This is a genomic window from Streptomyces mabaensis (genome assembly GCF_053763515.1).
On sequence record NZ_JBSOPZ010000001.1, the window covers coordinates 57,739 to 84,099 of the forward strand.

24 protein-coding genes are annotated in these 26,361 nt (G+C 70.4%); 5 read left to right on the plus strand and 19 right to left on the minus strand.

Annotated elements, in window-relative coordinates; genetic code table 11:
• Positions 1 to 35 precede the first annotated feature (35 nt).
• From ACWV17_RS00275 to ACWV17_RS00285, 3 genes are all read right to left on the minus strand, one after another.
• Positions 36 to 647 (minus strand): vitamin K epoxide reductase family protein, encoded by a 612-nt coding sequence (locus ACWV17_RS00275; protein WP_455357979.1) that lies wholly within the window; start codon positions 645 to 647, stop codon positions 36 to 38.
• A gap of 146 nt (positions 648 to 793) precedes the next feature.
• Positions 794 to 2,056: a histidine--tRNA ligase gene (gene hisS / locus ACWV17_RS00280; protein ID WP_455357980.1), complete on the minus strand. Its 1,263-nt coding sequence runs from the start codon at positions 2,054 to 2,056 to the stop codon at positions 794 to 796.
• 13 nt (positions 2,057 to 2,069) lie between these two features.
• Positions 2,070 to 2,783, minus strand: a complete 714-nt coding sequence (locus ACWV17_RS00285; RefSeq protein ID WP_455357981.1) for an MBL fold metallo-hydrolase — start codon at positions 2,781 to 2,783, stop codon at positions 2,070 to 2,072.
• Between the two features lie 170 nt (positions 2,784 to 2,953).
• Here ACWV17_RS00285 and ACWV17_RS00290 point away from each other — a divergent pair, with 170 nt between their 5' ends.
• Together ACWV17_RS00290 and ACWV17_RS00295 are read left to right on the plus strand one after the other, a co-directional pair.
• A complete protein-coding gene (locus ACWV17_RS00290; protein WP_455357982.1) occupies positions 2,954 to 3,727 on the plus strand; it encodes a peptidylprolyl isomerase in 774 nt (257 codons plus the stop codon).
• Between the two features lie 154 nt (positions 3,728 to 3,881).
• Positions 3,882 to 5,111 (plus strand): DUF349 domain-containing protein, encoded by a 1,230-nt coding sequence (locus ACWV17_RS00295; RefSeq protein ID WP_455357983.1) that lies wholly within the window; start codon positions 3,882 to 3,884, stop codon positions 5,109 to 5,111.
• Between the two features lie 75 nt (positions 5,112 to 5,186).
• Here ACWV17_RS00295 and ACWV17_RS00300 read toward each other — a convergent pair whose 3' ends face one another.
• The 15 genes from ACWV17_RS00300 to pgsA all read right to left on the minus strand — a co-directional run bounded on the left by ACWV17_RS00300 (position 5,187) and on the right by pgsA (position 20,733).
• On the minus strand, positions 5,187 to 7,736 hold the full coding sequence (locus tag ACWV17_RS00300; protein WP_455357984.1) for a RelA/SpoT family protein: 2,550 nt from the start codon (positions 7,734 to 7,736) through the stop codon (positions 5,187 to 5,189).
• 159 nt (positions 7,737 to 7,895) lie between these two features.
• Positions 7,896 to 8,438: an adenine phosphoribosyltransferase gene (locus ACWV17_RS00305; RefSeq protein ID WP_455357985.1), complete on the minus strand. Its 543-nt coding sequence runs from the start codon at positions 8,436 to 8,438 to the stop codon at positions 7,896 to 7,898.
• Positions 8,435 to 9,544, minus strand: coding sequence for a protein translocase subunit SecF (gene secF / locus ACWV17_RS00310; protein ID WP_455357986.1), 1,110 nt, complete (start codon positions 9,542 to 9,544; stop codon positions 8,435 to 8,437). The genes ACWV17_RS00305 and secF overlap by 4 nt, the downstream gene beginning before the upstream one ends.
• Before the next feature lies 1 nt (position 9,545).
• Positions 9,546 to 11,318, minus strand: a complete 1,773-nt coding sequence (gene secD / locus ACWV17_RS00315) for a protein translocase subunit SecD (RefSeq protein ID WP_455357987.1) — start codon at positions 11,316 to 11,318, stop codon at positions 9,546 to 9,548.
• Between the two features lie 146 nt (positions 11,319 to 11,464).
• The gene (gene yajC / locus ACWV17_RS00320) at positions 11,465 to 11,920 is read right to left on the minus strand and encodes a preprotein translocase subunit YajC (protein ID WP_455354940.1); all 456 of its coding nucleotides are present in this window, start codon (positions 11,918 to 11,920) and stop codon (positions 11,465 to 11,467) included.
• Between the two features lie 163 nt (positions 11,921 to 12,083).
• Complete coding sequence (gene ruvB / locus ACWV17_RS00325) at positions 12,084 to 13,151, minus strand: Holliday junction branch migration DNA helicase RuvB (RefSeq protein WP_455354939.1); 1,068 nt, start codon at positions 13,149 to 13,151, stop codon at positions 12,084 to 12,086.
• 30 nt (positions 13,152 to 13,181) lie between these two features.
• On the minus strand, positions 13,182 to 13,814 hold the full coding sequence (gene ruvA, locus ACWV17_RS00330; RefSeq protein WP_455354938.1) for a Holliday junction branch migration protein RuvA: 633 nt from the start codon (positions 13,812 to 13,814) through the stop codon (positions 13,182 to 13,184).
• The gene (gene ruvC / locus ACWV17_RS00335) at positions 13,811 to 14,353 is read right to left on the minus strand and encodes a crossover junction endodeoxyribonuclease RuvC (protein ID WP_455358135.1); all 543 of its coding nucleotides are present in this window, start codon (positions 14,351 to 14,353) and stop codon (positions 13,811 to 13,813) included. The genes ruvA and ruvC overlap by 4 nt, the downstream gene beginning before the upstream one ends.
• Before the next feature lie 155 nt (positions 14,354 to 14,508).
• Positions 14,509 to 15,261: a YebC/PmpR family DNA-binding transcriptional regulator gene (locus ACWV17_RS00340; protein ID WP_455354937.1), complete on the minus strand. Its 753-nt coding sequence runs from the start codon at positions 15,259 to 15,261 to the stop codon at positions 14,509 to 14,511.
• A 65-nt stretch (positions 15,262 to 15,326) separates the two neighbouring features.
• Positions 15,327 to 15,917 carry a pyridoxal 5'-phosphate synthase glutaminase subunit PdxT gene (pdxT, locus tag ACWV17_RS00345; protein WP_455357988.1) on the minus strand — a complete coding sequence of 197 codons (591 nt, stop codon included), beginning with the start codon at positions 15,915 to 15,917 and terminating at the stop codon, positions 15,327 to 15,329.
• The gene (pdxS, locus tag ACWV17_RS00350) at positions 15,917 to 16,831 is read right to left on the minus strand and encodes a pyridoxal 5'-phosphate synthase lyase subunit PdxS (RefSeq protein ID WP_455354935.1); all 915 of its coding nucleotides are present in this window, start codon (positions 16,829 to 16,831) and stop codon (positions 15,917 to 15,919) included. Before pdxS ends, pdxT begins: the two co-directional genes overlap by 1 nt.
• A 106-nt stretch (positions 16,832 to 16,937) precedes the next feature.
• Positions 16,938 to 17,483: a hypothetical protein gene (locus tag ACWV17_RS00355; protein WP_455354934.1), complete on the minus strand. Its 546-nt coding sequence runs from the start codon at positions 17,481 to 17,483 to the stop codon at positions 16,938 to 16,940.
• A 522-nt stretch (positions 17,484 to 18,005) separates the two neighbouring features.
• The gene (locus tag ACWV17_RS00360; protein ID WP_455357989.1) at positions 18,006 to 19,160 is read right to left on the minus strand and encodes a glycosyltransferase family 4 protein; all 1,155 of its coding nucleotides are present in this window, start codon (positions 19,158 to 19,160) and stop codon (positions 18,006 to 18,008) included.
• A complete protein-coding gene (locus ACWV17_RS00365; RefSeq protein ID WP_455357990.1) occupies positions 19,157 to 20,059 on the minus strand; it encodes a phosphatidylinositol mannoside acyltransferase in 903 nt (300 codons plus the stop codon). Before ACWV17_RS00365 ends, ACWV17_RS00360 begins: the two co-directional genes overlap by 4 nt.
• A complete protein-coding gene (gene pgsA / locus ACWV17_RS00370) occupies positions 20,056 to 20,733 on the minus strand; it encodes a phosphatidylinositol phosphate synthase (RefSeq protein ID WP_455355174.1) in 678 nt (225 codons plus the stop codon). The genes ACWV17_RS00365 and pgsA overlap by 4 nt, the downstream gene beginning before the upstream one ends.
• Positions 20,734 to 20,980: 247 nt before the next feature.
• Here pgsA and ACWV17_RS00375 point away from each other — a divergent pair, with 247 nt between their 5' ends.
• The gene (locus ACWV17_RS00375) at positions 20,981 to 23,179 is read left to right on the plus strand and encodes an elongation factor G-like protein EF-G2 (protein WP_455355173.1); all 2,199 of its coding nucleotides are present in this window, start codon (positions 20,981 to 20,983) and stop codon (positions 23,177 to 23,179) included.
• Positions 23,180 to 23,352: 173 nt separating this feature from the next.
• Positions 23,353 to 25,008 (plus strand): hypothetical protein, encoded by a 1,656-nt coding sequence (locus tag ACWV17_RS00380; protein WP_455355172.1) that lies wholly within the window; start codon positions 23,353 to 23,355, stop codon positions 25,006 to 25,008.
• A 36-nt stretch (positions 25,009 to 25,044) separates the two neighbouring features.
• Here the strand turns inward: ACWV17_RS00380 and ACWV17_RS00385 are convergent, their stop codons facing one another.
• Entirely contained in the window at positions 25,045 to 25,602 is a 558-nt protein-coding gene (locus ACWV17_RS00385) for an HIT family protein (protein WP_455355171.1), read from the minus strand.
• 67 nt (positions 25,603 to 25,669) lie between these two features.
• Between ACWV17_RS00385 and ACWV17_RS00390 the strand changes: the two genes are divergently transcribed.
• Complete coding sequence (locus ACWV17_RS00390) at positions 25,670 to 26,335, plus strand: potassium channel family protein (RefSeq protein ID WP_455357991.1); 666 nt, start codon at positions 25,670 to 25,672, stop codon at positions 26,333 to 26,335.
• Positions 26,336 to 26,361: the final 26 nt, after the last annotated feature.

Here is a 26,361-nt window from a genome sequence, read left to right on the forward strand (position 1 = left end):
TGACAGCGCAGCCGGCTGCCGATCGGCTGATGGACTCAGCTGGTCCAGAAGTCCCACCAGCGGGTCAGGATCAGCATGCCGATGATGCCGACCCAGACCACCGGCACGACCCAGTGGAACTCCAGCAGTCCGCTGCGCAGACCGGCGGGAACCTTGATGAAGCCGTGCCTGATGTTGTGCAGGGTGACGTAACAGAACATCACGATGGTGGCGACCCAGGCCAGACAGCACCACAGGCACAGCGCGCTGATGGTGTACAGCGACTGGTACTGGAGCCAGGTGCAGAACCCGACACCGAACAGCGTGCCCGCGTTCAGCCCGAGCCAGAACCACCGCCGGTAACGCGCCCCCGCCAACAGCCCCATCCCGACGGCGACCACCACCGCGTAGGTGACCAGCCCCAGCATCGGGTTGGGGAACCCGAACGCCGACGCCTGCTCGCTCTCCATGATGTTGCCGCAGGAAACCACCGGATTCAGACTGCACCCCGGCACGAAGCCCGGCTCCTCCAGCAGCTTGAACTTGTCGATCGTGATGACCCAGGAAGCGAGCAGCCCCGCCGCACCGGAGATCACCAGCAGCCAGGCGAACGCCCGCCCGGCACCGACCGAACGCCCGGTCCCCTCGTCAGCCGCAGTCGTCGTCATATCGCCGTTCCGTCGCTCCCGTAGGCCCCAGGCCCTGTCCGGCCAGGGCCATTCTGCCGCACCGCCCGGTTCGCCGGGCATAAGCACACAGGGGCCCGGACCGTCGGGCGACGGTCCGGGCCCCTGGTGTCTGGTCCGCTCTCGCGTCAGGCGAGCTTCGCCCGGATCTCGGCGACCAGCGCGTCCAGCGCGACCGGCGTCTGCTCGCCGCTCTCCATGTCCTTGAGCTGGACCACGCCGTCAGCGAGGTCGCGCTCACCCGCGACGACGGTGAAGCGCGCGCCGGAACGGTTGGCGTTCTTCATCGCACCCTTCAGACCCTTGCCGCCGTACGCGAAGTCGGCCGCGACCCCGGCCCTGCGCAGCTCGGTGACCACGCCGAAGAGCAGCCGGCGGGCCTCCTCGCCCAGCGCCACGGCGAACACGCTAGTGGCGGCGGGGAGTTCGAGCGTGATGCCCTCGGCCTCCAGCGCCAGCACCGTACGGTCCACGCCGAGCGCCCAGCCCACCGACGGAAGCGCCGGGCCGCCGATCATCTCGGACAGACCGTCGTAGCGGCCGCCGCCGCCCACCGCCGACTGCGACCCCAGTCCGTCGTGGACGAACTCGAACGTCGTCCGGGTGTAGTAGTCGAGGCCGCGCACGAGCTTCTCGTCGTCCTCGTAGGCCACGCCGGCCGCGCCCAGCAGCTCGCGCACCTCCTCGTGGTACGCCTTGCACGCGTCGCAGAGGTAGTCGCGCAGCATCGGCGCGCCGGCCAGCTGCTTCTGCACCTCGGACCGCTTGTCGTCGAGGATGCGCAGCGGGTTGATGTCGATGCGGCGCCGGGTGTCCTCGTCCAGCTCCAGCCCGCGCAGGAAGTCCTGCAGGGCCGACCGGTAGACGGGGCGGCACTCCTTGTCGCCCAGCGAGTTCAGCAGGATACGGAAGGTGCGCAGCCCGAGCGAGCGGTACGCCTGGTCGGCCAGGATGATCAGCTCGGCGTCCAGCGCCGGGTCCTCGGCTCCGATCGCCTCGGCGCCGACCTGCGAGAAGTGCCTGTACCGGCCCTTCTGCGGCTTCTCGTAGCGGTAGTACGACCCCGAGTACCAGAGCTTGACCGGCAGGTTGCCGAGCTTGTGCAGGTTGGCCTCCAGCGCCGCGCGGAGCACGGACGCGGTGCCTTCGGGCCGCAGCGCCAGCTGATCGCCGCCCTTGGTCTCGAAGGCGTACATCTCCTTGGAGACGATGTCGGTCGATTCACCGACACCGCGCGAGAAGAGTTCGACGTTCTCGAAGCCGGGCGTCTCGATGTACCCGTAGCCGGAGTTCTTCAGGGGGGCGGCGATCGCCTCGCGCACCGCGAGGTACTTCGCGGAGTCGGGAGGGAGCAGGTCGTACGTGCCCTTGGGGGCCTGAAAAGTGCTCACAGGAAGTCTCTCGTCACATTCCTCGTCGGGGAGCGGCGGGCGCGCCGTCTCCGAGGCCGGCGGCCACCTCGCGCAGATACGGGTTGGTGGCGCGCTCGCGGCCGATGGTGGTCTGGGGACCGTGGCCGGACAGCACCACGGTCGAGTCGTCGAGCGGCAGGCACACACGCGCCAGCGACACGAGCATCTCGTCCATGTCGCCGCCCGGCAGGTCGGTGCGTCCGACGGAGCCGGCGAAGAGCAGGTCGCCCGAGAAGAAGACCTGCGGGATGTCCGCGGCCTCGGGCATCCGGAACGTCACCGACCCCTTGGTATGGCCGGGCGCGTGCGCGACGGTGAACTCCATGCCCGCGAGCTTCAACAGCGCTCCGTCGGTCAGCTCCCGCACGTCGTCGGGCTCCCCCACGGTCAGCTCGCCCATCAGCGGCATCCCGATGGAGCGGCCGAGGGACTTCTCCGGGTCGCTCATCATGTACCGGTCGGCGGGGTGGATCCACGCCGGTACGTCATGTGCTCCACACACCGGCACCACCGAGGCGACATGGTCGATGTGGCCATGGGTGAGGACGACCGCGACGGGCTTGAGCCGATGCTTCCTGAGTGCTTCCTCGACTCCCTGGGCGGCCTGGTGGCCCGGGTCGATGATCACGCACTCCTCGCCTGCGGCGGGGGCGACCAGGTAACAGTTGGTCCCCCAGGCCCCGGCGGGGAACCCGGCAATGAGCACGATCGTCCTTAAGTGTTGTCCGGAACCGTGTCCGGAATGAGCCGTCCGGCACGGTCGTCGGGCGGGGATTGCAGCAGATCAGAGCCTACCGGCGCGGCTCATCACACAGCGAACCCATATACGGTACGGCCCGGACAGCGGTACCCGATACGTACAAGGAGACGAACCCGGTGGTCACCAGCGATCAGCGGCGGCGGCAGCTCGCCAGGGACAAGTTCGAGCGTCAGCAGCAGCGCAGGGCGGAGAACCGCCGCAAGGCGCGCCGGCGCAACGCGGTCATCGCCTCGGCCCTGGCCGTGGTTCTGGCGGCCGGTGCCGCGGCGGCCGCAGCCGGTGCCTTCGACGGCGGGACGGACGAGACCCCCGCCGCCGCGCCGTCCCCCTCGGTGAGCGAGTCGAAGTCGTCGGAGCCCCCGATGACGATCGACAAGAAGGCGAAGTACACCTTCGCCATCGAGACGAACCAGGGCCAAATCAAGATCGCCATGGACGCCGCGAAGACCCCGCACACGGTGAACTCCTTCAAGTCGCTCGCGGACAAGGGCTTCTTCGACGGAACGAAGTGTCACCGCCTGACCACCGGCGGCATCTTCGTCCTGCAATGCGGCGACCCGACGGGCAACGGCTCCGGCGGTCCCGGCTACACGATCCCGGACGAGAACCTGGACGGCCTCGGCAAGGCGGGCGCGGACGGCAAGGTGACGTACCCGGCCGGCACGGTCGCCATGGCGAACACCGGGCAGCCCGGCTCCGGCGGCAGCCAGTTCTTCCTGGTGTACAAGGACAGCAAGCTGCCCCCTACGTACACACCGTTCGGCACCATGGACGCGGCGGGTCTGAAGGCCGTCAACGACGTGGCCGAGGCCGGCGTCGCGGGCGGGGCACCGGACGGGCCGCCGAAGAAGCCCGTCACCATCGATAAGGCGGCCGTGAGCAAGTCCTGAGGATGCGATTTTCGGTCGCGCTGGATGCGGACAGCCGACCCGACGTTCGCCTATGTTGGCGTTGTGCAGGGCGGGCGTTGCCCGCCCCAGGAAACTGTGGACGATGCCCAGGGGGTGGCAAACCCCCTCGCCGGCATCATGTGGAGGAGGCGCTGTGAGCAGCGACCCGTGGGGCCGCGTCGACGAGACGGGCACCGTGTACGTGCGTACTGCCGATGGCGAGAAGGTCGTCGGATCGTGGCAGGCCGGAACTCCCGAGGAGGCGCTGGCCTACTTCGAGCGCAAGTACGAAGGCCTGGTCGTGGAGATCGGCCTCCTCGAACGACGGGTACGGACCACCGACCTGTCGGCCAAGGACGCGACGACCGCCATCGAGCATCTGCGCCAGCAGGTCGACGAGCACCACGCCGTCGGCGATCTCGACGCGCTGCGGCAGCGTCTGGACAAGCTCGTCGCGACCGTCGACTCGCGCCGCGAGGAGCGCAAGGCCCAGAAGGCGAAGCAGACCGACGAGGCCAAGCACGCCAAGGAGGCGCTGGTCGCCGAGGCCGAGGAACTGGCCCAGAGCGAGCAGTGGCGGGCCGCCGGTGAGCGGCTGCGCGCGCTGGTGGACACCTGGAAGGGCCTGCCCCGGCTCGACCGGAAGTCCGACGACGAGCTGTGGCACCGCTTCTCCCACGCCCGGTCGGCCTTCTCCAAGCGGCGCAAGGCCCACTTCGCCTCGCTCGACGCGCAGCGCGAGGAGGCCCGTAAGGCCAAGGAGAAGATGGTCGCGGAGGCCGAGTCGCTGTCCGGCTCGACCGACTGGGGCCCGACGGCGGCGCGCTACCGCGAGCTGATGACGGAGTGGAAGGCGGCGGGCCGCGCCCAGCGCGAGGCCGAGGACGGACTGTGGAACCGCTTCCGCGGCGCCCAGGACGTCTTCTTCGCCGCGCGCAGCGAGGTCTTCGCGGAGCGCGACGCCGAGCAGTCCGAGAACCTCAAGCTCAAGGAGGAGCTCGCGGCCGAGGCCGAGAAGCTCGTGCCGGTGACGGACCTGAAGGCGGCCCGTGCCGCGTTCCGCGGCATCAACGAGCGCTGGGAGGCCATCGGCCACGTACCGCGCGACGCCCGGCCGAAGATCGAGGGCCGGATGCACGCCGTGGAGCGGGCCATCCAGGAGTCCGAGGAAGCCGAGTGGCGGCGGACGAACCCGGAGGCGCGGGCGCGTGCCGCCGGCCTGACGGGCCAGCTCCAGGCGGCCGTGGACAAGCTGCGGACGCAGGTCGACGCGGCGCGCGCGGCGGGGAACAACGCCAAGGCCGACAAGCTGGCCAGGGAGCTCGAGGGCCGGCAGGCGCTGCTGGACCAGGCGCTGAAGGGCCTGGAGGAGTTCGGCGGCTGAGGCTGAGGTTCCAGCACTACAGCGGCGGCCCCGGTACGGAGTTCCGTACCGGGGCCGCCCCTTTCCGCGACGCTGCTACGGGCGGCGGGCCGAGGTGACGCGGTAGACGTCGTACACGCCCTCCACGCCCCGGACCGCCTTCAGGACATGGCCGAGGTGCTTGGGGTCGCCCATCTCGAAGGTGAACCGAGAAGTCGCCACCCGGTCGCGTGAGGTCTGCACGGCCGCCGAGAGGATGTTGACATGCTGGTCGGACAGCACGCGGGTGACGTCCGAGAGCAGCCGGGACCGGTCCAGCGCCTCGACCTGTATGGCGACCAGGAAGACCGAGGACTGGGTCGGCGCCCACTCGACCTCGAGGATGCGCTCCGGCTGCTGCGAGAGCGAGTCGACGTTCACGCAGTCGGCGCGGTGGACGGAGACGCCACTGCCGCGGGTGACGAAGCCGATGATCGGGTCGCCGGGTACGGGCGTACAGCAGCGGGCCAGCTTGACCCACACGTCGTCGACGCCCTTGACGACCACGCCGGGGTCGGCGTTGGCCCGGCGCTTGCTGCGGCCGCGTACCGGGACCGCCGTCTCGGCGATGTCCTCGTTGGCGGCGTCCTCGCCGCCGAGGGCCTGCACCAGTTTCTGGACGACGCCCTGCGCCGCGACATGGCCCTCGCCGATCGCCGCGTACAGGGAGGAGATGTCGGGGTAGCGCATCTCGTGCGCGAGCGTGACCAGGGAGTCGCCGGTCAGGATCCGCTGGATCGGCAGGTTCTGCTTGCGCATGGCGCGCGCGATGGCGTCCTTGCCCTGCTCGATCGCCTCGTCGCGGCGCTCCTTGGAGAACCAGCCGCGGATCTTGTTGCGGGCGCGCGGGGACTTGACGAAGCCGAGCCAGTCGCGGGACGGGCCCGCGCCGACGGCCTTGGAGGTGAAGACCTCGACCAAGTCACCGTTGTCCAGGGTTGATTCGAGCGGCACCAGCCGCCCGTTGACCCGCGCTCCTATGGTGCGGTGGCCGACCTCGGTGTGGACCGCGTACGCGAAGTCGACAGGGGTGGCGCCGGCGGGCAGCGCTATGACGTCGCCCTTGGGGGTGAAGACGAAGACCTCGTTGCGGGAGAGGTCGAAGCGCAGGGACTCCAGGAACTCGCCCGGGTCCTCGGTCTCCTTCTGCCAGTCCAGCAACTGCCGCAGCCAGGCCATGTCGTTGACGGTGTCCTGGCCGGCGCTGCCCTTGGCGGCCCGGGGCACGTCGGTGCGTACCTTGGAGCTGCCGGCGACGGTCTCCTGCTTGTACTTCCAGTGCGCGGCGATGCCGTACTCGGCGCGGCGGTGCATGTCGAACGTACGGATCTGCAGCTCGACCGGCTTGCCGCTGGGCCCGATGACCGTCGTGTGCAGCGACTGGTACATGTTGAACTTGGGCATCGCGATGTAGTCCTTGAACCGCCCCGGCACCGGATTCCACCGGGCGTGCACGGTGCCGAGCGCCGCGTAGCAGTCGCGGACGGTGTCGACGAGGACGCGGATGCCCACCAGGTCGTAGATCTCGGCGAAGTCGCGGCCTCGCACGATCATCTTCTGGTAGACGCTGTAGTAGTGCTTCGGCCGGCCGGTGACGGTGGCCTTGATCCGGGCGGCGCGCAGATCGGACTGGACCTCGTCGGTGACGACGGCGAGGTACTCGTCGCGCTTGGGCGCCCGCTCGGCGACGAGCCGCACGATCTCGTCGTACATCTTGGGGTAGAGGATCGCGAAGGCGAGGTCCTCCAGTTCCCACTTGATGGTGTTCATGCCCAGCCGGTGGGCCAGGGGCGCGTAGATCTCGAGCGTCTCGCGGGCCTTCTTCTCCTGCTTCTCCCGCTTGAGATAACGCATGGTGCGCATGTTGTGCAGGCGGTCGGCGAGCTTGATGACCAGGACGCGCGGGTCCTTGGCCATGGCGACGACCATCTTGCGTACGGTCTCCGCCTGCGCGGCCTCGCCGAACTTGACCTTGTCCAGCTTGGTGACGCCGTCGACGAGCAGGGCGACCTGGTCGCCGAAGTCGCGGCGCAGGGTGTCGAGCCCGTACTCGGTGTCCTCGACGGTGTCGTGCAGCAGCCCGGCCATCAGGGTCGCCGGGTCCATGCCCAGCTCGGCCAGGATGGTGGTCACGGCCAGCGGGTGGGTGATGTACGGGTCGCCGCTCTTGCGCTTCTGGCCGCGGTGCCAGCGCTCGGCGACCTGGTACGCCTTCTCGATCTGGCGCAGCGTGGCGGTCTCGATCTTGGAGTCGTTGCTGCGCACTATCCGCAGCAGCGGTTCGAGGACCGGGTTGTACGGGCTGGAGCGCTGGACGCCGAGACGGGCGAGCCGGGCGCGCACCCGGTTGGACGAACCGCCGGAGCGGGGCGCCGGGCCGGACGCGGGCTTCGCGGGCACGGGCTTCGCCGGGGGGACGGGCTGGGCCGCAGAGACCGGGAGCGGAGGCTGGGAGGCCGAGCCGTTGGACTGCGTGGCGGGCGGCGGCGTGGGCTTCTCGGCGGGCTGCTTCGCGCTGTCCTGGGGCATGGCGGCGGACGCCGCGGCCTTGTCGGCCGACTGGTCGGGCTGCGCGGCGGCGGCCAGTGGCTGGACCTCGTCTGGCAAGAGCGCTCCTCGTGCGGATCCGGGTCCCCCGGTCAGGTCCGGATAGCCCATGGTATCGATCCCTGGCGCGAAGCTCGTCCCCGGCCGGTGGGAGAGGGGACGAAGAACGGCGGCCACCCGGATTTCTCCGGGTGGCCGCCGCCCCTGTGCGTGTACCGCTCAGACCGTGATCAGGGCCTCCAGCGGCGCTCCGCGCAGGGCCTGCTCCAGCCTGGCGCGGCCGCCGAGGAAGCCGAGTTCCATCAGCACCGCCACGCCCGCGACCTCGGCCCCGGCCCGCCGGATCAGTTCCAGCGAGGCCTCGGCCGTGCCTCCGGTGGCCAGGACGTCGTCGATGACCATGACGCGGTCGCCCGCGGCCAGGTCCTCGGCGTGCACCTCGATCTCGGCGGTGCCGTACTCCAGCTCGTACGACTGAGTGAGCGTGGCCCCCGGGAGCTTGCCCGCCTTGCGCACCGGGATGAACCCGATGCCCGCGCGGACGGCGACCGGTGCGGCCAGTATGAAGCCGCGCGCCTCCAGACCGACGATCTTCGTTGCGCCGTGCCGGACGCTGAGCTCGGTGAGCGCGTCCGTCAGCGCCGTGAAGGCGGCCGGGTCGGCGAGCAGGGGCGTGATGTCCTTGAACATCACCCCCGGCTTCGGATGGTCGGCGACATCACGAATCCGGGCGAGCAGCAGCTCCCTGGTGTCGACGGTCACCGGCGCCTGCCCGACGGCCGGCCGCGGCCGTGGCCCCGGGGGCCAACCACGGCGCCCGCCGCGGGCGCGTCACCGGGCTCCTCGCCCCCGTGTCCGGCCGCACCGTCGGCCGCGTCCGGGTCCGACTCGCCCTTGGCGGCAGCGGCGGCCCGCCTGGCGAGCACCCGCTTCTTCAGGGCCTTCATCTGCGGGTCGCGTTCCTTGAGGTCGGCGACCAGCGGGGTGGCGATGAAGATCGAGGAGTACGCACCGGCCGCGAGGCCGACGAACAGCGAGAGCGAGATGTCGTTGAGCATGCCCGCGCCAAGGAAGCCGCCGCCGATGAACAGCAGGCCGGCGACCGGCAGCAGCGCCACGACGGTCGTGTTGATGGAACGCACCAGGGTGCCGTTGAGGCTGCGGTTTGCGATCTCGCTGTAGGTGAAGCGGGTCTGCTTGGTGATGTCCTTCGACCCCTCCTTGAGACCGTCGAAGACGACGACGGTGTCGTAGAGGGAGTAACCGAGGATCGTCAGCAGACCGATCACGGTGCCCGGGGTGACCTCGAAGCCGACCAGGGCGTAGATCCCGACCGTGATGGTGAGGTCGTGGATCAGCGCGATCAGTGCGGCGACCGCCATGCGCCATTCGAAGGCGATGGCGAGGTAGATCACCACGAGGATCATGAACACGCCGAGGCCGGTCCAGGCCTTGTTGGCGATCTGCTCACCCCAGCTGGGGCCGACGAGGTCGGCGGCGATGTCCTGCGCCCGGACATTGAGGGTGCCGGCCAGGTCCTTGCGGACCTCACCGGCGGCGTCGGTGTCCAGACCGCTGATCTGGATCCGCATACTGCCGTCGCCCAGCTGCTGGACGATCGCGTCGTGGCCGGAGGCCTGCTCCGCCTCCTCCTGCACCCGGGAGACGGAGAGGTCCGTCTTGGGCGTGGTGAGGACGGCGCCGCCCTTGAACTCGATGCCCATGTTGAGGCCCTGTACGGCCAGGGCGACGATGGCGGTGATGGTGATCAGGATCGAGACGCCGTACCAGAGCTTCCGCTTGCCGACGAAGTCGTAACCGACTTCGCCCTGGTAGAGCCGGTGGCCGAGGCTGCCGAGTCGCGACATCTCACGCCTCCTTCGGGTCGACGGGGGCGGAGACACGGCGGGAGCGGCGCAGCGGGGGCTGCACGCCCAGGCGCCTCGGGTCCAGTCCGGACCACGGATGACCGCTGGAGAAGAACTTCGTCCGGGCCATGAGGGTCATCACCGGCTTGGTGAAGAGGAACACGACCACGACGTCGAGCAGGGTGGTGAGTCCGAGCGTGAACGCGAAGCCCTGCACCTTGCCGACGGTTACGACGAACAGCACCGCGGCGGCCAGGAAGGACACGAAGTCGGAGACCAGGATGGTGCGCCGGGCGCGCGGCCAGGCCCGCTCGACGGCCGGACGCAGCGTGCGTCCCTCGCGGATCTCGTCACGGATGCGCTCGAAGTACACGATGAACGAGTCCGCGGTGATACCGATCGCGACGATCGCACCGCAGACGGCCGGCAGGTTCAGGGCGAAGCCGATGCCCTTGCCGAGCAGCGACATGATCGTGTAGGTGAGGATCGCGGAGGCGAGGAGGCTGACGATCGCGATGAACGCGAGACCGCGGTAGTAGGCCACCAGGTAGATCACGACCAGCGCGAGGCCGATGGCACCGGCGATCAGGCCTGCCTTCAGCTGCTCACCGCCGAGCGCGGCGGTGACGGTGTTGACGCTGTCCTCCTCGAAGGAGAGCGGCAGGGCACCGTAGGACAGGATGTTGCCCAGCTCTTCGGCCGACTGCTGGTTGAAGCTGCCGGAGATCTCGGCGCTGCCGCCCGTCAGGGCCTGGCTGACGGACGGGTCGGAGACGACCTCACCGTCGAGGACGATCGCGAACTGGTTCTGCGGGGGCTGCTGGGCGGCCAGCTTGCCCGTGATGTCGGCGAACTTCTTCGCGCCCTTGTCCGTGAAGTCCATCTGGACGATCCACATGGCGCGCTGCTGGTCGAACACGCCCTTGGCGTCGTCGACGTCGGTGCCGTTGACCTCGGCCGGGCCCAGGATGTACTTCTGCCACTCGCCGACCGTGTTCTTACCGCAGGCCACGATGGTGTCGGTTTCCTTGGTGCCCTGACTGACCTGTGCTCGGGAGGCCTTCTTGGTGCAGTCGACGGCGGCGAACTGCTTCTGCAGCTTGTCCACTGCGGCAGCCTCGGAAGGGTTGGGCGTGGGGGCCGCGGCAGCGTCGGGCTTCTTCGACTCGCTGCTCTTGGGCGTCGGGGTGGCGTCGTCCTTCAGCGCGTCGGTGACGGCGCGGCCCTGGGTGGTCGGGGTCGGCGTCGGAGTGGCCGTGGAGGTGGCCTTCTCTTCGGAGCCCTTGTCCTTGCTCCCCTTGTCCTCGGCCTTAGGCGTGCCCGAGGAGGCACTCGGCGACGGCTCGGGGGCCTTCTGGGGAGCGCCGGGAGCGATCGTCAGCACCGGGCGGAAGAACAGCTGAGCGGTCGTGCCGACCTGCTTGCGGGCCTGTTCTTCGTTCGTTCCCTTGGGGATGTTGACGATGATGTGCTCGCGGCCCTGCGTCTGGACCTCGGCCTCGGACACGCCCAGACCATTGACACGGCGCTCGATGATGCCGACCGCGGTGTTCATGTTGGTCTCGTTGATCGCGTCGGGCTTGCCCGGCTCGCTCTTGGCCTTGAGCGTGATCGTCGTACCGCCTGCCAGATCGATGCCCAGGCGGGGCGTCGTCTGCCCGGAGATGAACATCCCCGCGGTGAGCGCCACCATGACGATCAGGATCAACGCCAGGGCACGCCCCGGCCTGCCCTGAGCCCCCGTGGACCCCCGGCCCTTCTTCGGTGCTGCCACCTTCTCGTTTCTCCCTGTCCAACCGCCGGCGCCGGGTGGGTGCCCTGGCGGCCACGAAGTGTTGTGGGGACCTGCCCCCGCAGAAGAAAGCACTCACGGGGGATCGTGGCAGGCGCCGGTGGGCGCTCCACGATCCCCGGTCGTGACTACTTGGCGTCGGTCTCGCCGTCGGCCTTGCCGTCCTTCTTCCCAGGCTCCACGTCGTCCGCCTCGGCCTTCTTGCCCAGGTCGATACGGGTGTCGTCGGCAGGGTCGGCCGAGTCGGTCAGCGTCGAAGCGTCGTCCGGTACGACAGGGCCGTCGATCGTGAGGTCCTCGTCGGTGCCGTGGACGATGCGGTTGTACTCCGCGTCCTCCAGGACGGCGCCGATGGAGTTCTTCGCGTAGATCGCGTGAACGCCGGGAGCCACCTCGAGGTGGAGCGTGTCGTCGTGGACCTCCTTGACGGTGGCGTACATACCGCCGATGGTCCGGACGCCGGCGCCGGGCTGGATCTGGTCGCGCATGTGGGCGGCAGCCTGCTGCTTCTTCTTGGCGGACCGGGTCATCAGAATCATGGCGCCGATGAGCACGATGAACGGGAGGAAAGTCAGGATATCCACGGGACGGGGTTTCCTTCGCACGACCGCTTGATGTGCGGCCTGATCTTCGGGGGTGGGCACGCCGCCTTGGCGGTCGGTATCGGCGGAGTCTAAGCGAGTCCGCACGGATGGAACAACGCCCAGCATGGCACCGGGGTTCCTGCCCCCGCGAGCCTCCGCGCCGTCACGCCCCGAACAGGCCCTGTTGTCCGCTTGCTCCTGCGCTGTGCTGCGGCGGAACCAGTCCGAGGTGGGCCCAGGCGGCCGGGGTCGCCACCCGCCCCCGGGGAGTACGGGCGAGCAGGCCCTCCCGTACCAGGAAGGGCTCCGCGACCTCCTCGACGGTCTCCCGCTCCTCCCCCACGGCCACCGCCAGCGTGGACAGGCCCACCGGACCGCCGCCGAAGAGCTTGAGCAGGGCTTCGAGCACCGCCCGGTCCAGCCGGTCCAGCCCCCGGTCGTCGACCTCGTACACCCGCAGGGCCGTCTCCGCCACGTCACGGGTAATGACACCGTCCACCTTGACCTGGGCGTAGTCCCGCACCCGGCGCAGCAGGCGGTTGGCGATGCGCGGCGTGCCCCGGGAGCGGCCGGCGATCTCGGCGGCGCCGTCCGCCTCGATGTCGACGTCGAGCAGCCGGGCCGAGCGGTGGATGACGCGCTCCAGCTCGGCCGGCGCGTAGAACTCCATGTGCCCGGTGAAGCCGAAGCGGTCGCGCAGCGGCGGGGGGAGCAGTCCGGCCCTGGTGGTGGCGCCGACCAGGGTGAAGGACGGCAGCTCCAGGGGAATGGCGGTGGCACCGGGGCCCTTGCCGACGATGACGTCGACCCGGAAGTCCTCCATCGCCATGTACAGCATTTCCTCCGCCGGGCGGGACATCCGGTGGATCTCGTCGAGGAAGAGCACCTCCCCCTCCTGGAGGGAGGAGAGGATCGCCGCGAGGTCCCCGGCGTGCTGGATGGCGGGGCCCGAGGTGATCCGGATCGGGGCGCCCATCTCGGCGGCGATGATCATCGAGAGGGTCGTCTTGCCGAGGCCCGGCGCTCCGGAGAGCAGGACGTGGTCGGCGGTACCGCCCCGCTGGCGCGCGGCGCGCAGCACCAGGTCGAGCTGCTGGCGGACCTTCTCCTGGCCGACGAACTCGTCGAGGTCCTTCGGCCGCAGTGCCGCTTCGACCGCGGTGTCCTCGCCGTCGGCGTCGGCGCCGACCAGCCGGTCGGCGCTCTCGGGGGCGGTGTCGTCCCAGTTCACTGCTGCTCGCCTCGTTGGTTCGTGATCATGTCAGCGGGTCCGGTTCAGGGTCTGCAGGGCCGCCCGCAGCAGCTGCGGGACAGGCGGGGCCGAGCCTTCGGCCATAGCGGCCTCGGCCTGCGGAGTGACCGCCTCGACGGCCTCGTCCGCCTCCCGCGTCGCGTACCCGAGGCCGATCAGGGCCGCGTGCAGCTGCTCGCTCCAGGGCGCGGGACCCCGCGCGGCGGCCCGCTGGGCCCCCACCAGAGCACCGGTGCCGAGCGGCTCACCCAGGCGGTCCTTCAGCTCCAGCAACAGCTTCTGGGCGCCCTTCTTCCCGATGCCCGGGACGGCGGTCAGCGCCTTCTCGTCCCCGGTGGAGACGGCGATGCGCAGCGCGTCCGGGCGGTGTACGGCCAGCATCGCCTGGGCGAGGCGGGGGCCGACGCCGCTGGCGGTCTGGAGCAGCTCGAAGACCTGCCGCTCGTCGTCGTCGGCGAAGCCGTACAGGGTGAGCGAGTCCTCCCGTACGACGAGGGAGGTGGCGAGCCGGGCGTCCTGACCGATCCGCAGCGTCGAGAGGGTGTCGGGGGTGCACTGGACGGCCATGCCGATGCCCCCGACCTCGATCACGGCGGTGGTCGGCGCGAGGGCCGCGACCGGGCCCGAGACAAAGGCGATCATGCGGTACGGCCTTTCGTCGTGTACGTCGTGCGGTGTGCGGCGACGGCCTGCTGGAGGCGGTTCTGCGCGGGTGCCCGCCAGATGTGGCAGATGGCGAGCGCGAGGGCGTCGGCGGCGTCGGCCGGCTTGGGCGGCGCGTCCAGCCGGAGCAGCCGGGTCACCATGGCTCCGACCTGCTCCTTGCCGGCCCGGCCGCTGCCGGTGACGGCGGCCTTGACCTCGCTGGGGGTGTGCAGGGCGACGGGGAGGCCACGGCGCGCGGCGCAGAGCATGGCGACGGCGCTGGCCTGGGCGGTGCCCATGACCGTACGCACATTGTGCTGGCTGAACACCCGCTCCACCGCGACCAGTTCGGGCCGGTGCTCGTCGAGCCAGGCCTCCAGGCCCTGTTCGATGGCGACGAGCCGTGCACCGATGTCCGCGTCGGCGGGCGTCCGTACCACCCCCACACCGAGCATCTTCAGCGGCCGGCCCGCGACACCCTCGACCACCCCGATACCGCACCGGGTCAGCCCCGGATCCACGCCCAGTACGCGCACCGCGCCCCTCCCCTCACGCCGTTCGACCATGTGTTCCTGCCCCGGGGGCGGAGCCCCTGATCAGGACAGTATCGGCTCCCACTGACACAACGCGGACGGGCCGACAGGGTGCATGTCCCCGTCGGCCCGTCCGCGTACGCCGTGCTGAGCGCCCGTCAGGCGTCGACCTTCTCCATGACCTCGTCCGAGACGTCGAAATTGGCGAACACGTTCTGCACGTCGTCGCTGTCCTCAAGCGCGTCGATCAGCTTGAAGATCTTGCGCGCGCCCTCTTCGTCGAGCTCGACCTGCATGGTGGGCAGGAAGTTGGCCTCGGCCGAGTCGTAGTCGATGCCCGCCTCCTGGAGGGCGGTGCGGACCGCGACCATGTCGGTGGCCTCGCTGACGACTTCGTACGACTCACCCAGGTCGTTGACCTCTTCGGCGCCGGCGTCCAGGACCGCGCCGAGGACGTCGTCCTCGGTCAGCTCGCCCTTGGGGACGATCACGACGCCCTTGCGGTTGAAGAGGTACGAGACGGAACCCGGGTCGGCCATGGAGCCGCCGTTGCGGGTCATCGCCACACGTACGTCCGACGCGGCGCGGTTGCGGTTGTCGGTGAGGCACTCGATGAGCACCGCCACACCGTTCGGGCCGTAACCCTCGTACATGATCGTCTGGTAGTCGACGCCGCCCGCTTCGAGACCGCCACCGCGCTTGACCGCGGAGTCGATGTTCTTGTTGGGGACGGAGCTCTTCTTCGCCTTCTGGATGGCGTCGACGAGCGTCGGGTTGCCCTCGGGGTCGACGCCGCCGGTGCGGGCCGCGACCTCGATGTTCTTGATCAGCTTCGCGAAGAGCTTGCCGCGCTTGGCATCGATCACGGCCTTCTTGTGCTTCGTCGTAGCCCATTTAGAGTGGCCGGACATCCGCCTGTCTCCTTCGCGTAACCAATAACTGCTCTGCGTTCGCCAGAGATCCTACCGGGATCCCCTCAGGAACCCGCGCGCACCATGTCCACGAAGTAGGCGTGGACGCGGTGGTCGCCGGTGAGTTCCGGGTGGAACGAGGTGGCGAGCACATGGCCCTGGCGGACGGCGACCGTGTGGCCGTCGTACGTGGCGAGAACGTCGACCGCGCCGCCCACCGACTCCACCCAGGGAGCGCGGATGAAGACGCCTTCGACCGGGCCGCCCTCGATGCCGGCGAACTCGATGGCCGCCTCGAAGGACTCGTTCTGACGCCCGAAGGCGTTGCGGCGGACGATCATGTCGACGCCGCCCAGGGTCTCCTGGTCGTCCCGGCCGTCCAGCAGCTTGTCGGCGAGCATGATCATGCCGGCACAGGTGCCGTACACGGGCATGCCGGCCCGTACGCGCTCCCGCAGCGGCTCCAGCAGGCCGAAGAGCACGGCGAGCTTGGACATGGTCGTGGACTCGCCGCCGGGGATGACGAGGGCGTCGACCTCGGCGAGTTCCTCGGGGCGCCGGACCGGCCTGGCCACGGCGTCCGCCGCGGCCAGGGCGATCAGGTGCTCCCGTACATCGCCCTGGAGAGCCAGGACACCAATGACGGGAGTGGTCATTACCAGCCCCGGTTGGCGTAGCGCTCGGTCTCGGGCAGGGTGTCGCAGTTGATGCCGACCATGGCCTCGCCCAGGTTGCGGGAGGCGTCCGCGATGATCTTCGGGTCGTCGTAGAAGGTGGTGGCCTTCACGATGGCCGCGGCACGCTTGGCCGGGTCGCCGGACTTGAAGATGCCCGAGCCGACGAAGACGCCCTCGGCACCCAGCTGACGCATCAGCGCGGCGTCGGCGGGGGTGGCGACGCCACCGGCGGAGAACAGCACGACCGGCAGCTTGCCGAGCTCGGCGACCTCCTTGACGATCTCGTACGGGGCGCGGAGCTCCTTGGCGGCGGCGTAGAGCTCGTTGTTGTCGTAGCCGCGCAGCTTGGCGATCTCGTTCTTGATCTGGCGCAGGTGGCGGACCGCCTCGACGACGTTGCCGGTGCCGGCCTCACCCTTCGAGCGGATCATGGCCGCGCCCTCGGCGATGCGGCGCAGGGCCTCGCCCAGGTTGGTCGCGCCACAGACGAACGGGGTGGTGAAGGCCCACTTGTCGGAGTGGTTGACCTCATCCGCGGGCGTGAGGACCTCGGACTCGTCGATGTAGTCGACACCGAGCGCCTGGAGGACCTGGGCCTCGACGAAGTGGCCGATGCGGGACTTCGCCATGACCGGGATGGATACCGCGCCGATGATCTCTTCGATCATGTTCGGGTCGGACATGCGCGCCACGCCGCCGTCCTTGCGGATGTCGGCGGGGACCCGCTCCAGGGCCATGACGGCGACGGCGCCCGCGTCCTCGGCGATCTTCGCCTGCTCGGCGTTGACCACGTCCATGATCACGCCGCCCTTGAGCTGCTCGGCCATGCCGCGCTTCACGCGGGCGGTGCCGGTCTCGGGGGCCTGAGGGGTGGTGGGAAGCGTGCTGGACACGGTTTGACCTCGCTCGGTGATGAAAAGGGGTACGTCCTACTGCATCACCGAGGAAACCCTTTTGGACCAGTCCACTGCAAGGGCCAATAGTGAGCCGGTGGATCGTTTACGTGCCCGGACGGTCGGCCAGGGCCGCGGGCGGCACGTCGTCCATCTCGAACGCGAGCGGGAACGGGGCGTGCCCGGCCAGCCGGAACCAGCGCACCTTGCGGTGCCGGCGCAGGGCGCGGGTGGCCCGTACCGAGTCGTTGTGGAAGCGCCGCGCCATGGGTACGCGGCGCACCGCCGCGGCCAGTTCGTTCGCGGCGTCCTCGCCGCCCGGGGCCTCCTTGACGGCCGCCACCTGGTCCGCCTCCGCGAACACCGCGCGCAGCGCCTGGCTGAGCTCGCTCTCGGCGACCTCGCGGTGCTCCTCCTCGGCCTGGCGGGCGGCGTGCGCGGCCTGGTACAGCACGATCGAGGCGGCCGGATCGAGTACGCCGGCCGTGGCGACCTCCTGGGCGACCGAGGCGCGCCGCAGCAGCTGCGCGTCGAGGGCGGCGCGGGAGGCGTCGATGCGCGCGTGCAGCCGGTCGAGCCGGCCGGCGGTCCAGCTGAGGTACAGGCCGATCGCGAAGAGGCCGACGGCAATCCAGACAAGGGTTTCGATCACGAGCGCCAAGGTTACTTCGGGGGCGGTGGCGGGGTACCGGTGCCTATTGCGCGCCCGGGGGCGGGGGTGCGCGGCTTCCTGGCGGTCGCGGGGTGCCTGTGCCGTTTTGTGCGCCCGGGGGCGGGGTGCCGGGGGCGGGCCGCTCCGGGGTGCCGTTCTGGACTGTACGATTTACGGCGCCTCGGCGGCGGCGAGAAGTGCTCCAGCGGTCCGCGCCACAAATCGCACTTCTACGTCCAGAACAGCACCCCTGCGCGTCCCACCCCCTCCCGCCGGGCCAGGGGCGGGCGGCGGCGGGCCTCAACGAGCCGGGCGGGGGTGACGGCGGGAGGGGGTCGGGGTCGGAGGGAGTGGTGTCCGGGACGTAGAAGTGCGATTTGTGGCGCAGGACCCCGGTCACCGGATTCACCCCCGCTGAACGCGCCGTAAATCGTACAGTCCCGGACGCCGCTCCCGGAGGCCCCGGCCCCCGGCCCCCGGCACCACAACGCACCCCGGCCCGCCCCCCCTCGCCGGAGGCGGTCAGGCCAGGCCGAGCCTCGCGCGGAAGCCCGTGCGGTCGTCCTCCGCCACCGACGCCGCGCCGTCCGTCACCGTCTCGTACACCGCCAGAATGTCCGCCCCCACCGTCGACCAGTCGAAGCGCCGCACATGCGCACTGCCCCGCTCGCTCAGCTCCGCGCGACGCCCCGCGTCGCCCAGCAGCCGCACCGCCGCCGCCGCCAGCGCATCCGCGTCCTCGTTGGCGAACAGCTCCCCCGCCGCGCCCTGGTCCAGCACCTGCGCAAACGCGTCCAGGTCGGAAGCCAGCACCGGCGCGCCCGCCGACAGCGCCTCGACCAGGATGATCCCGAAGCTCTCGCCGCCGGTGTTGGGGGCCACGTACACATCGACGCTGCGCAGCAGCCGCGCCTTGTCCTCGTCGCTCACCATGCCGAGGAACTCGACGCGCTCGCGCATCTCCTTCGGGAGCGAGGCCACCGCCTCCTCCTCGTCGCCCCGGCCGGCCACCAGCAGCCGCGCCCGCGGACACTCGGCGAGGATCTTCGGCAGGGCCGCCATCAGCACCGGCAGGCCCTTGCGGGGCTCGTCGATGCGCCCTATGAAGCCCAGCGTGCCGCCCTGCCACTCCGCCTTGGGCTCGGCCTTGGCGAAGAAGTCGACGTCGACGCCGTTGGGGATGACGACCGCGTCGCCGCCGAGGTGTTCGACGAGCGTGCGCCGCGCGTACTCGCTCACCGCGATCCGCGCGTTGATCTTCTCCAGCGCCGGCTGGAGGATCGGGTACGCCGCGATCATCGCCCGCGACCGCGGATTGGAGGTGTGGAACGTCGCGACGATCGGCCCCTGCGCGGCCCAGCAGGTCAGCAGCCCCAGCGACGGTGACGCCGGCTCATGGATGTGGATCACGTCGAACGTGCCGTCGTTCAGCCAGCGCCGCACCCGCGCGGCGGACAGGAAACCGAAGTTGAGCCGGGCCACCGAGCCGTTGTACGGGACGGGGACGGCCCGGCCCGCCGAGACGACGTACGGCGGCAGCGGGGTGTCGTCGTCGGCCGGGGCCAGGACGGACACCTCGTGCCCGAGCCGGATGAGATGGTCGGCCAAGTCCCGGATGTGGAACTGCACGCCGCCCGGTACGTCCCAGGAGTACGGGCAGACGATGCCGATCTTCACTGTTCATCCCCCCGAGGGTCGAGATCGGCGAGCCAGAGCCGCTGCAGCATGTGCCAGTCCTCCGGGTGCTCGGCGATCCCGCGGGCAAAGGCGTCTGCCAGTGCCTGTGTCATGACGGACGCCTTTTCGGCCCGGGTACCTGTCCCGGGCACCTCCACGGGCGGGTGGACCTGCCCCCGCATGCCGGATTCGTCGTACCAGAGCGTCGCCGGGAACAGCAGGGCGCCGGTCTGCTGGGCCAGCAGCGCAGGACCGGCCGGCATCCGGGCGGCCTCGCCGAAGAACGTCACCTCGACGCCCGTCGCGGACAGGTCGCGGTCGGCGACCAGGCAGATCAGACCGCCCGAGCGGAGCCGGCGGGCCAGCGCGCCGAACGCGCTGCCCGCGTTGTGCGGCAGTACCTCCATGCCGAGGCTCTCGCGGTAGGCGACGAAGCGGTCGTACAGCGTCTCCGGCTTGAGCCGTTCGGCGACCGTGGCGAACGGCACCCCGAGGTGGGTGGTGACCCACGCGCCCGCGAGGTCCCAGTTGGCCAGGTGCGGCAGCGCGAGGATCACGCCGCGGCCCGAGGCCAGGCCGTCCAGGACGAGATGCATGTCCTTGACCTCGACGCTCGTCCCGATGCGCTCCTTGCTCCACACCGGCAGCCGGAACGACTCCATCCAGTACCGCATGTACGAGCGCATGCCGGCCCTGGACAGCTCCGCCAGGCGCTCTGGCGTGGCGTCCGGCACCACGCGCGCCAGGTTGGACTCCAGGCGCAGCACGCTGGTGCCGCGCCGCTTCCACGCCGTGTCCGCGATGCGCCGGCCCAGGGCCGTGGCGACCGGCTCGGGGAGCTTCCGGACCGTGCTCCAGCCGAGCCCGTACAGTCCGTCGGTCAGCCGGTCCCGCATCATGTCGCCTCGCTCCCCTGACCGGCGCCGGGGCCGGCCCCGGTCGCCGCGTCGGCCTCGGCCGCCTCACGGCGTACCGTGACGACCCGCTGCCCGAGTGTCACGAGGCTGCCCACCGCCACGATCCACAGCGCGATCGGCAGCAGGACGTCGATCCCCGGTACACCGAAATTGTGCAGCCCGGCGAGCCCGGCCGCGACAAGCGTGATGACCAGCCGCTCGGCCCGCTCCACCAGCCCGTTGACGGCGACGGGCAGGCCGATCGCCTCGCCGCGGGCCTTGGTGTACGAGACGACCTGTCCGCTGGCGAGGCAGAAGATGGCGACGGCGCACAGCAGGTTGTCGTCACCGCCGCCCGCGTACCAGAGGGCCAGTGCGCCGAAAATGGCCGCGTCGGCGACCCGGTCGAGGGTCGAGTCGAGGAAGGCGCCCCAGCGGCTGGAGACTCCTGCCTGGCGCGCCATGTTGCCGTCGACCAGGTCGGAGAAGACGAACAGCGTGATGACGATGGTGCCCCAGAAGAATTCCCCTCTCGGGAAGAAGACCAGCGCACCCGCCATCACTCCGCCGGTTCCGACGAGGGTGACCGCGTCGGGGCTGACCCCGAGGCGAAGCAGCAGTGCGGCGAACGGTGTGAGAACACGCGTGAAGAATGCACGCGCGTACTTGTTCAGCATGGCCTTCCCGGAGGGTCGCTGGGCCGCGCGGCCACTCCGGCCACCGGCTGGCCCATCGTAGTCACGCCCCCGCCGGTCCATCGCGGGGTACCCGCAGGTTCGCGTCACGTACGACGTATGGACGCACTGTGACGGGAGTGCCAAGCTCGAAGGACCGCGGGCGTCGCCGGAGCCGCCACGGCCGTCGCGTCTCCCCCGGGTCCGCGCCCACCCTCCTCACCGTGCAACGAACCGGGAGGCAAGACTCATGGGCGACAAGACGAGTGCACACCCCGGAGCCGCCGGCAGGGCGGCTACGGCCGACCAGCCCTCCGAGGTACGGAACGTGGTGCTGGTCGGCCACAGCGGCTCGGGAAAGACGACTCTGGTCGAGGCTCTCGCCCTGGCGGCGGGAGCAGTCAACAGGGCAGGCCGGGTCGAGGACGGCGCGACCGTCTCCGACTACGACGACATCGAGCACCGCCAGCAGCGGTCGGTGCAGCTGTCCCTGGTCCCCGTCCAATGGGGCGGAATCAAGATCAACCTTCTGGACACCCCCGGATACGCCGACTTCGTCGGTGAACTCAGGGCCGGTCTGCGGGCAGCGGACGCGGCCCTTTTCGTCATCTCCGCCTCCGACGGCGTCGACGGGGCGACGCGGATGGTGTGGGACGAGTGCGCCGCGGTGGGCATGCCGCGGGCCATCGTGGTCACCCATCTCGAGGCAGCACGGTCCGACTACGAGCAGATGACCGCGGTCTGCGGCCAGATGTTCGGCGACGACGACCCCGACGCCGTCCTCCCTCTCTACCTGCCGCTGTACGGCACAGAGGGACCGGACGGGCACGCTCCGGTCGCCGGCCTGATGGGCCTGCTCTCACAGAAGGTCTTCGACTACTCCTCCGGCGAGCGCACGGAGACCGCGCCCGATCCGGAGCAGCTGGCTCTGATCGAAGGCGCCCGCAACCGGCTGATCGAGGGGATCATCGCCGAGAGCGAGGACGAGGGCCTCATGGACCGCTATCTCGGCGGCGAGGACATCGACCTCAAGACCCTCATCGACGATCTGGAGCGGGCTGTCGCACGCGGCACGTTCCACCCGGTGCTCGCCGCCGCGCCCGCCGTCAACGGCTCCAAGCAGGGCCTGGGCACGGTCGAGCTGCTGGAGCTGATCACCGGCGGCTTCCCGACCCCGCTGGAGCGCGAGAGCCCGGTGGTGACCACCCCGCAGGGCACGCCGCGTCCGCCGATCAGCTGCGACCCCGACGGTCCGCTGGTGGCCGAGGTGGTCAAGACCTCGTCCGATCCCTACGTGGGCCGGGTCTCGCTGGTACGCGTCTTCTCCGGCACCCTGCGCCCGGACGAGACGGTGCACGTGTCGGGGCACGGGCTGGAGGACCGGGGACACGAGGACCACGACGTCGACGAACGGATCGGCGCGCTCTCCTCACCCTTCGGCAAGCAGCAGCGGCAGCTCGCGCGGTGCATCGCGGGCGACCTCGCCTGCGTCGCCAAACTGGGCCGCGCGGAGACCGGTGACACGCTTTCCGCGAAGGACGACCCGCTGCTGATGGAGCCCTGGGTGATGCCGGATCCGCTGCTGCCGCTGGCGATCCAGGCCCACAGCAAGCCGGACGAGGACAAGCTCTCCCAGGGGCTCTCTCGACTGGTCGCCGAGGATCCGACGATGCGGCTGGAGCAGAACCAGGACACCCACCAGGTGGTGCTGTGGTGCCTGGGCGAGGCGCATATGGACGTGGCGCTGGAGCGGCTGCGCAGCCGGTACGGGGTCCAGGTGGACGTCGTCCCGCACAAGGTATCGCTGCGTGAGACGTTCGGCGACAAGGCCGCGGGCCGGGGCCGGCACGTCAAGCAGTCGGGCGGCCACGGCCAGTACGCGATCTGCGAGATCGAGGTGGAGCCGCTGCCTCCGGGCTCGGGCGTCGAGTTCGTCGACAAGGTGGTGGGCGGAGCGGTCCCGCGGCAGTTCATCCCGTCCGTGGAGAAGGGCGTACGCAGCCAGGCCGCGCGCGGCGTGGCTGCGGGCCATCCGCTGGTGGACGTCCGGATCACCCTGGTGGACGGCAAGTCCCACTCGGTGGACTCCTCCGACGCGGCCTTCCAGACGGCGGGCGCGCTGGCCCTGCGGGAGGCCGCCGCCGACGCGAAGATCCACCTGCTGGAACCGGTGGCGGAAGTGGCCGTGATGGTGCCCGACGAGTACGTCGGCCCGGTGATGAGTGACCTGTCGGGCCGGCGCGGCCGGGTGGTCGGGACCGAACAGGCGGGCGGCGGACGGACGCTCGTACGGGCAGAGGTGCCGGAGATCGAGATCGGCCGGTACGCGGTGGACCTCCGCTCGGTCTCGCACGGTACCGGGCGGTTCAACCGCTCGTACGCCCGCCACGAGCCCATGCCGCCGCAGTTGTCGGCGAAGATCCGCGAACAGGCGGAGAAGGGTACGTAGTTGACCGGTGCCGCCCGCCGGCCCGGTCAACCCCGGGCCGGCGGGCGCTATTTGGCTGTCCCCTGACGAATGCGGTGTGTCACCGTTACGCTGAGGTCGCAGCTCAGCAGGTGTGCCGGGAGCGGCGACGGGGAAAGGGCCGCTGGAGTGGCGTGCGGCGAGTGGGGGCAGCAGTGGCGAACGACGTATTCGACTTCAGGCCCGGGGCGCAGGTTCCGCTCTCGGGCTCGGCCGGCCAGACCGCGGCGACGCATGCCCTCGCCTCGGCCGCGTACCGCGACACCAAGGTCGAGGAGATACTCAAGGCCAACAACGAGTGGCACGCCTCCACCCTGAAGAAGGGCCGGCTCTCGCTCTTCGAGCCGAACCTCGGCGAGGCCTTCTCCCGGGCGGTGCAGGTACGGATGCTGGGCGGCGCGCGCAAGCCGCTGATCCAGTCCTTCGGCACCGAGCCGCAGGCCGTCGTCGAGCACTGCCTGGCCGCCACCCGCATCCGCAAGGAGCGCGACAAGAAGCTCACCCTCGTGATGGTGGTGTGCGGGCTGCTGTTCCTGCCCGGACTCCTGGTGTGGCTGGCCATGTTCCAGCTGCGGCGCACCATCGCGGGCGCCAAGGACCGGCGGGCCGGCGCGCTGGGCACGGCGCTGCTGGTCGCGTTCGGCGCCCTCGTCGTGATCTTCCTGATCTGGCTGCCGTTCGGCGGATTCTGGGCGTACTACCTGCGCGGGATGGTCGTCGCGCCCGTCGTGGGATGGCTGCTGGCGAAACAGATCAGCGAGTCGACCGCGAAGGACATGCGGGCCCGCTGGGACAGTCTGCTGGCGGGCGGCGGTGTGGGCGCCAAGATCCCCGAGGCCGTACCGGGCAACCCGGACGAGACCGCGGCCGAGCAGCTGCGCCAGGGCCTGGCGAAGCTCACCGCGGAGGACCAGAGCAACTCCGTCTTCTACGCCGGCCCCAAGGGGATACTCGGCATGGGCACGCGCTGGGGCAGCTGGCAGCTCGCCGAGGAACTGCTGCCGCGCGAGCCGGGTGCGGAGATCCATCCGTTCCGCAGCTGGGACATCATCCGGGCGGTACACGACCAGCTGCGGATGCTGGAGCGCGGGCCGCTGCACACCGGCGGCTTCCCGGTCCCCTCGATCAAGCACTGGATCGTGTCGCCGGTCGGCGAGAACGCCAAGGAGGTGGCCCGGCCCGTCGGACAGGACGTGGACACCTTCCAGGTCAAGGGCCACGAGATACAGCGGATATGCAACGAGCAGCAGTTCGGCAGCGGCAACCGGCACTACCTGGGTGTGCAGTTCACGCTGTGGGACGGCCAGTTGGTCATCACCATGCTGATCACCGTCACCGTGCTGCACCAGACCCTGCGTGTCGAGGTCACCGGGCACGCGCTCGGCCCGGTGCACCCCCTCTTCACCACCAAGCCGGAGCCCAAGACGGTCGAGGTCAACAAGACCGTCCGGTTCTGGGAGACCACCGAGAAGCACCTGCCGCTGGTGGACGCCACAGAGGTCGTACGCCTCGCCGTCCGCGCCCCGCTCACCTGGTTCCCGCCGATGCTGGACCACTTCGGCGGCAAGCTGATCCTGCCGGAGCCCTTCGGCCTGCGGCACGCCTGGGCCGAGAAGCCCTGGCGTCACCGCTTCATGGCCGACGACGCGATCCGCACGGCGGCGCCGGTGCTGCGAGTGGTGCACGCCGCCGCGATGCGGGTCCTGGAGGAGAACGGCGTGGACACCGAGCGCTTCACCAACCGCTCGATGATCCTCAGCGGCCTGGTCCAGGACGCGGCGCCGCGGAACGCGGACGCGTACGACGCGTAGCGCGCGGGCGCGCAGCGGTCGGGGCGGCTCGGCGGATCAGGCCGGCCAGGCGCCGGCCAGCATCCGCCGGGTGTCGGCGAGGAGTTGGGGCAGGATCTTGGTGTGCCCGACCACCGGCATGAAGTTCGTGTCGCCGCCCCAGCGCGGCACGATGTGCTGGTGGAGGTGGGCGGCGATGCCGGCCCCGGCCGCCGCGCCCTGGTTCATGCCGATGTTGAAGCCGTGCGCGCCCGAGGCGGTGCGCAGAGCGACCATGGCCCGCTTGGTGAGATCAGCCAGCTCGGCCGTCTCCAGGTCGTCCAGCTCGGTGTAGTCGGCGACGTGCCGGTACGGGACCACCATCAGGTGGCCGCCGTTGTACGGGTAGAGGTTCAGCACCGCGTAGACGTGCTTGCCCCGGGCGATGACCAGCCCGTCCTCGTCCGACATCTCGGGGATCGCGCAGAACGGGCAGCCGTCGCCGGCCTCCGGGCCGGTCGGCTTGTTCTCACCCTGGATGTACGCCATCCGGTGGGGCGTCCACAGGCGCTGGAACGCGTCCGGGGTCCCGACTCCGATCTGCTGCTCCGGCTCAATCGTCATGCTGTGCAGCATATGACTTCGCCCGTACGCGGCGTGTCGCCGGGGTTGGCGCACGTTCGGGTACGGCGATGCTGGCCCGATGCATGTCCCTGACCCCGACAGCCGGCAGCTGCGCTGGGAGCAGCGCACCGAGATGCCGCTCCTCGCGGCCGCGCTCCTGTTCCTGGGCGGCTATGCCATGCGCGTGCTGGCACCGGAGTCTGCCACGGCCCTGCGGGACCTCGGACTCGCTCTGATCCTGCTGACCTGGGCGTTGTTCGTCGCGGACTACGCGGTGCGGCTGGGGCTGAGCGGGCGGGGGCCGCGCTTCGTCCGGACGCAGTGGCTGGACACGCTGGTGCTGGTGCTGCCTCTGTTGCGCCCGTTGCGCATGGTGAAGGTCTATACGGCGGTGCAGCGACGGCGCGGCAGGCCCCGGCTGAGTCTGCACGCCCGGGTGATCACCTACGCCGGGCTGTCGGCCGTCCTGCTCGGCTTCTCCGGCTCACTCGCGGTCTACCAGCAGGAACGCCCCGCGCCGGACGCCACCATCCGTACCTTCGGCGACGCGTTGTGGTGGACCTGCTCGACGCTGACCACGGTCGGGTACGGGGATGTGGCCCCGGTGACCGCGCTGGGCCGGGTGATCGCGGTGGGCCTGATGACGTGCGGGCTGGCCCTGCTGGGGGCGGTGACCGGCTCGTTCTCGTCCTGGCTGCTCCAGGTCTTCGGCCGGGAGGACGAGAAAGAGCCCCCGGCGGCTTGATGCTCGCCGGTGGCTCCTTGCCGTAG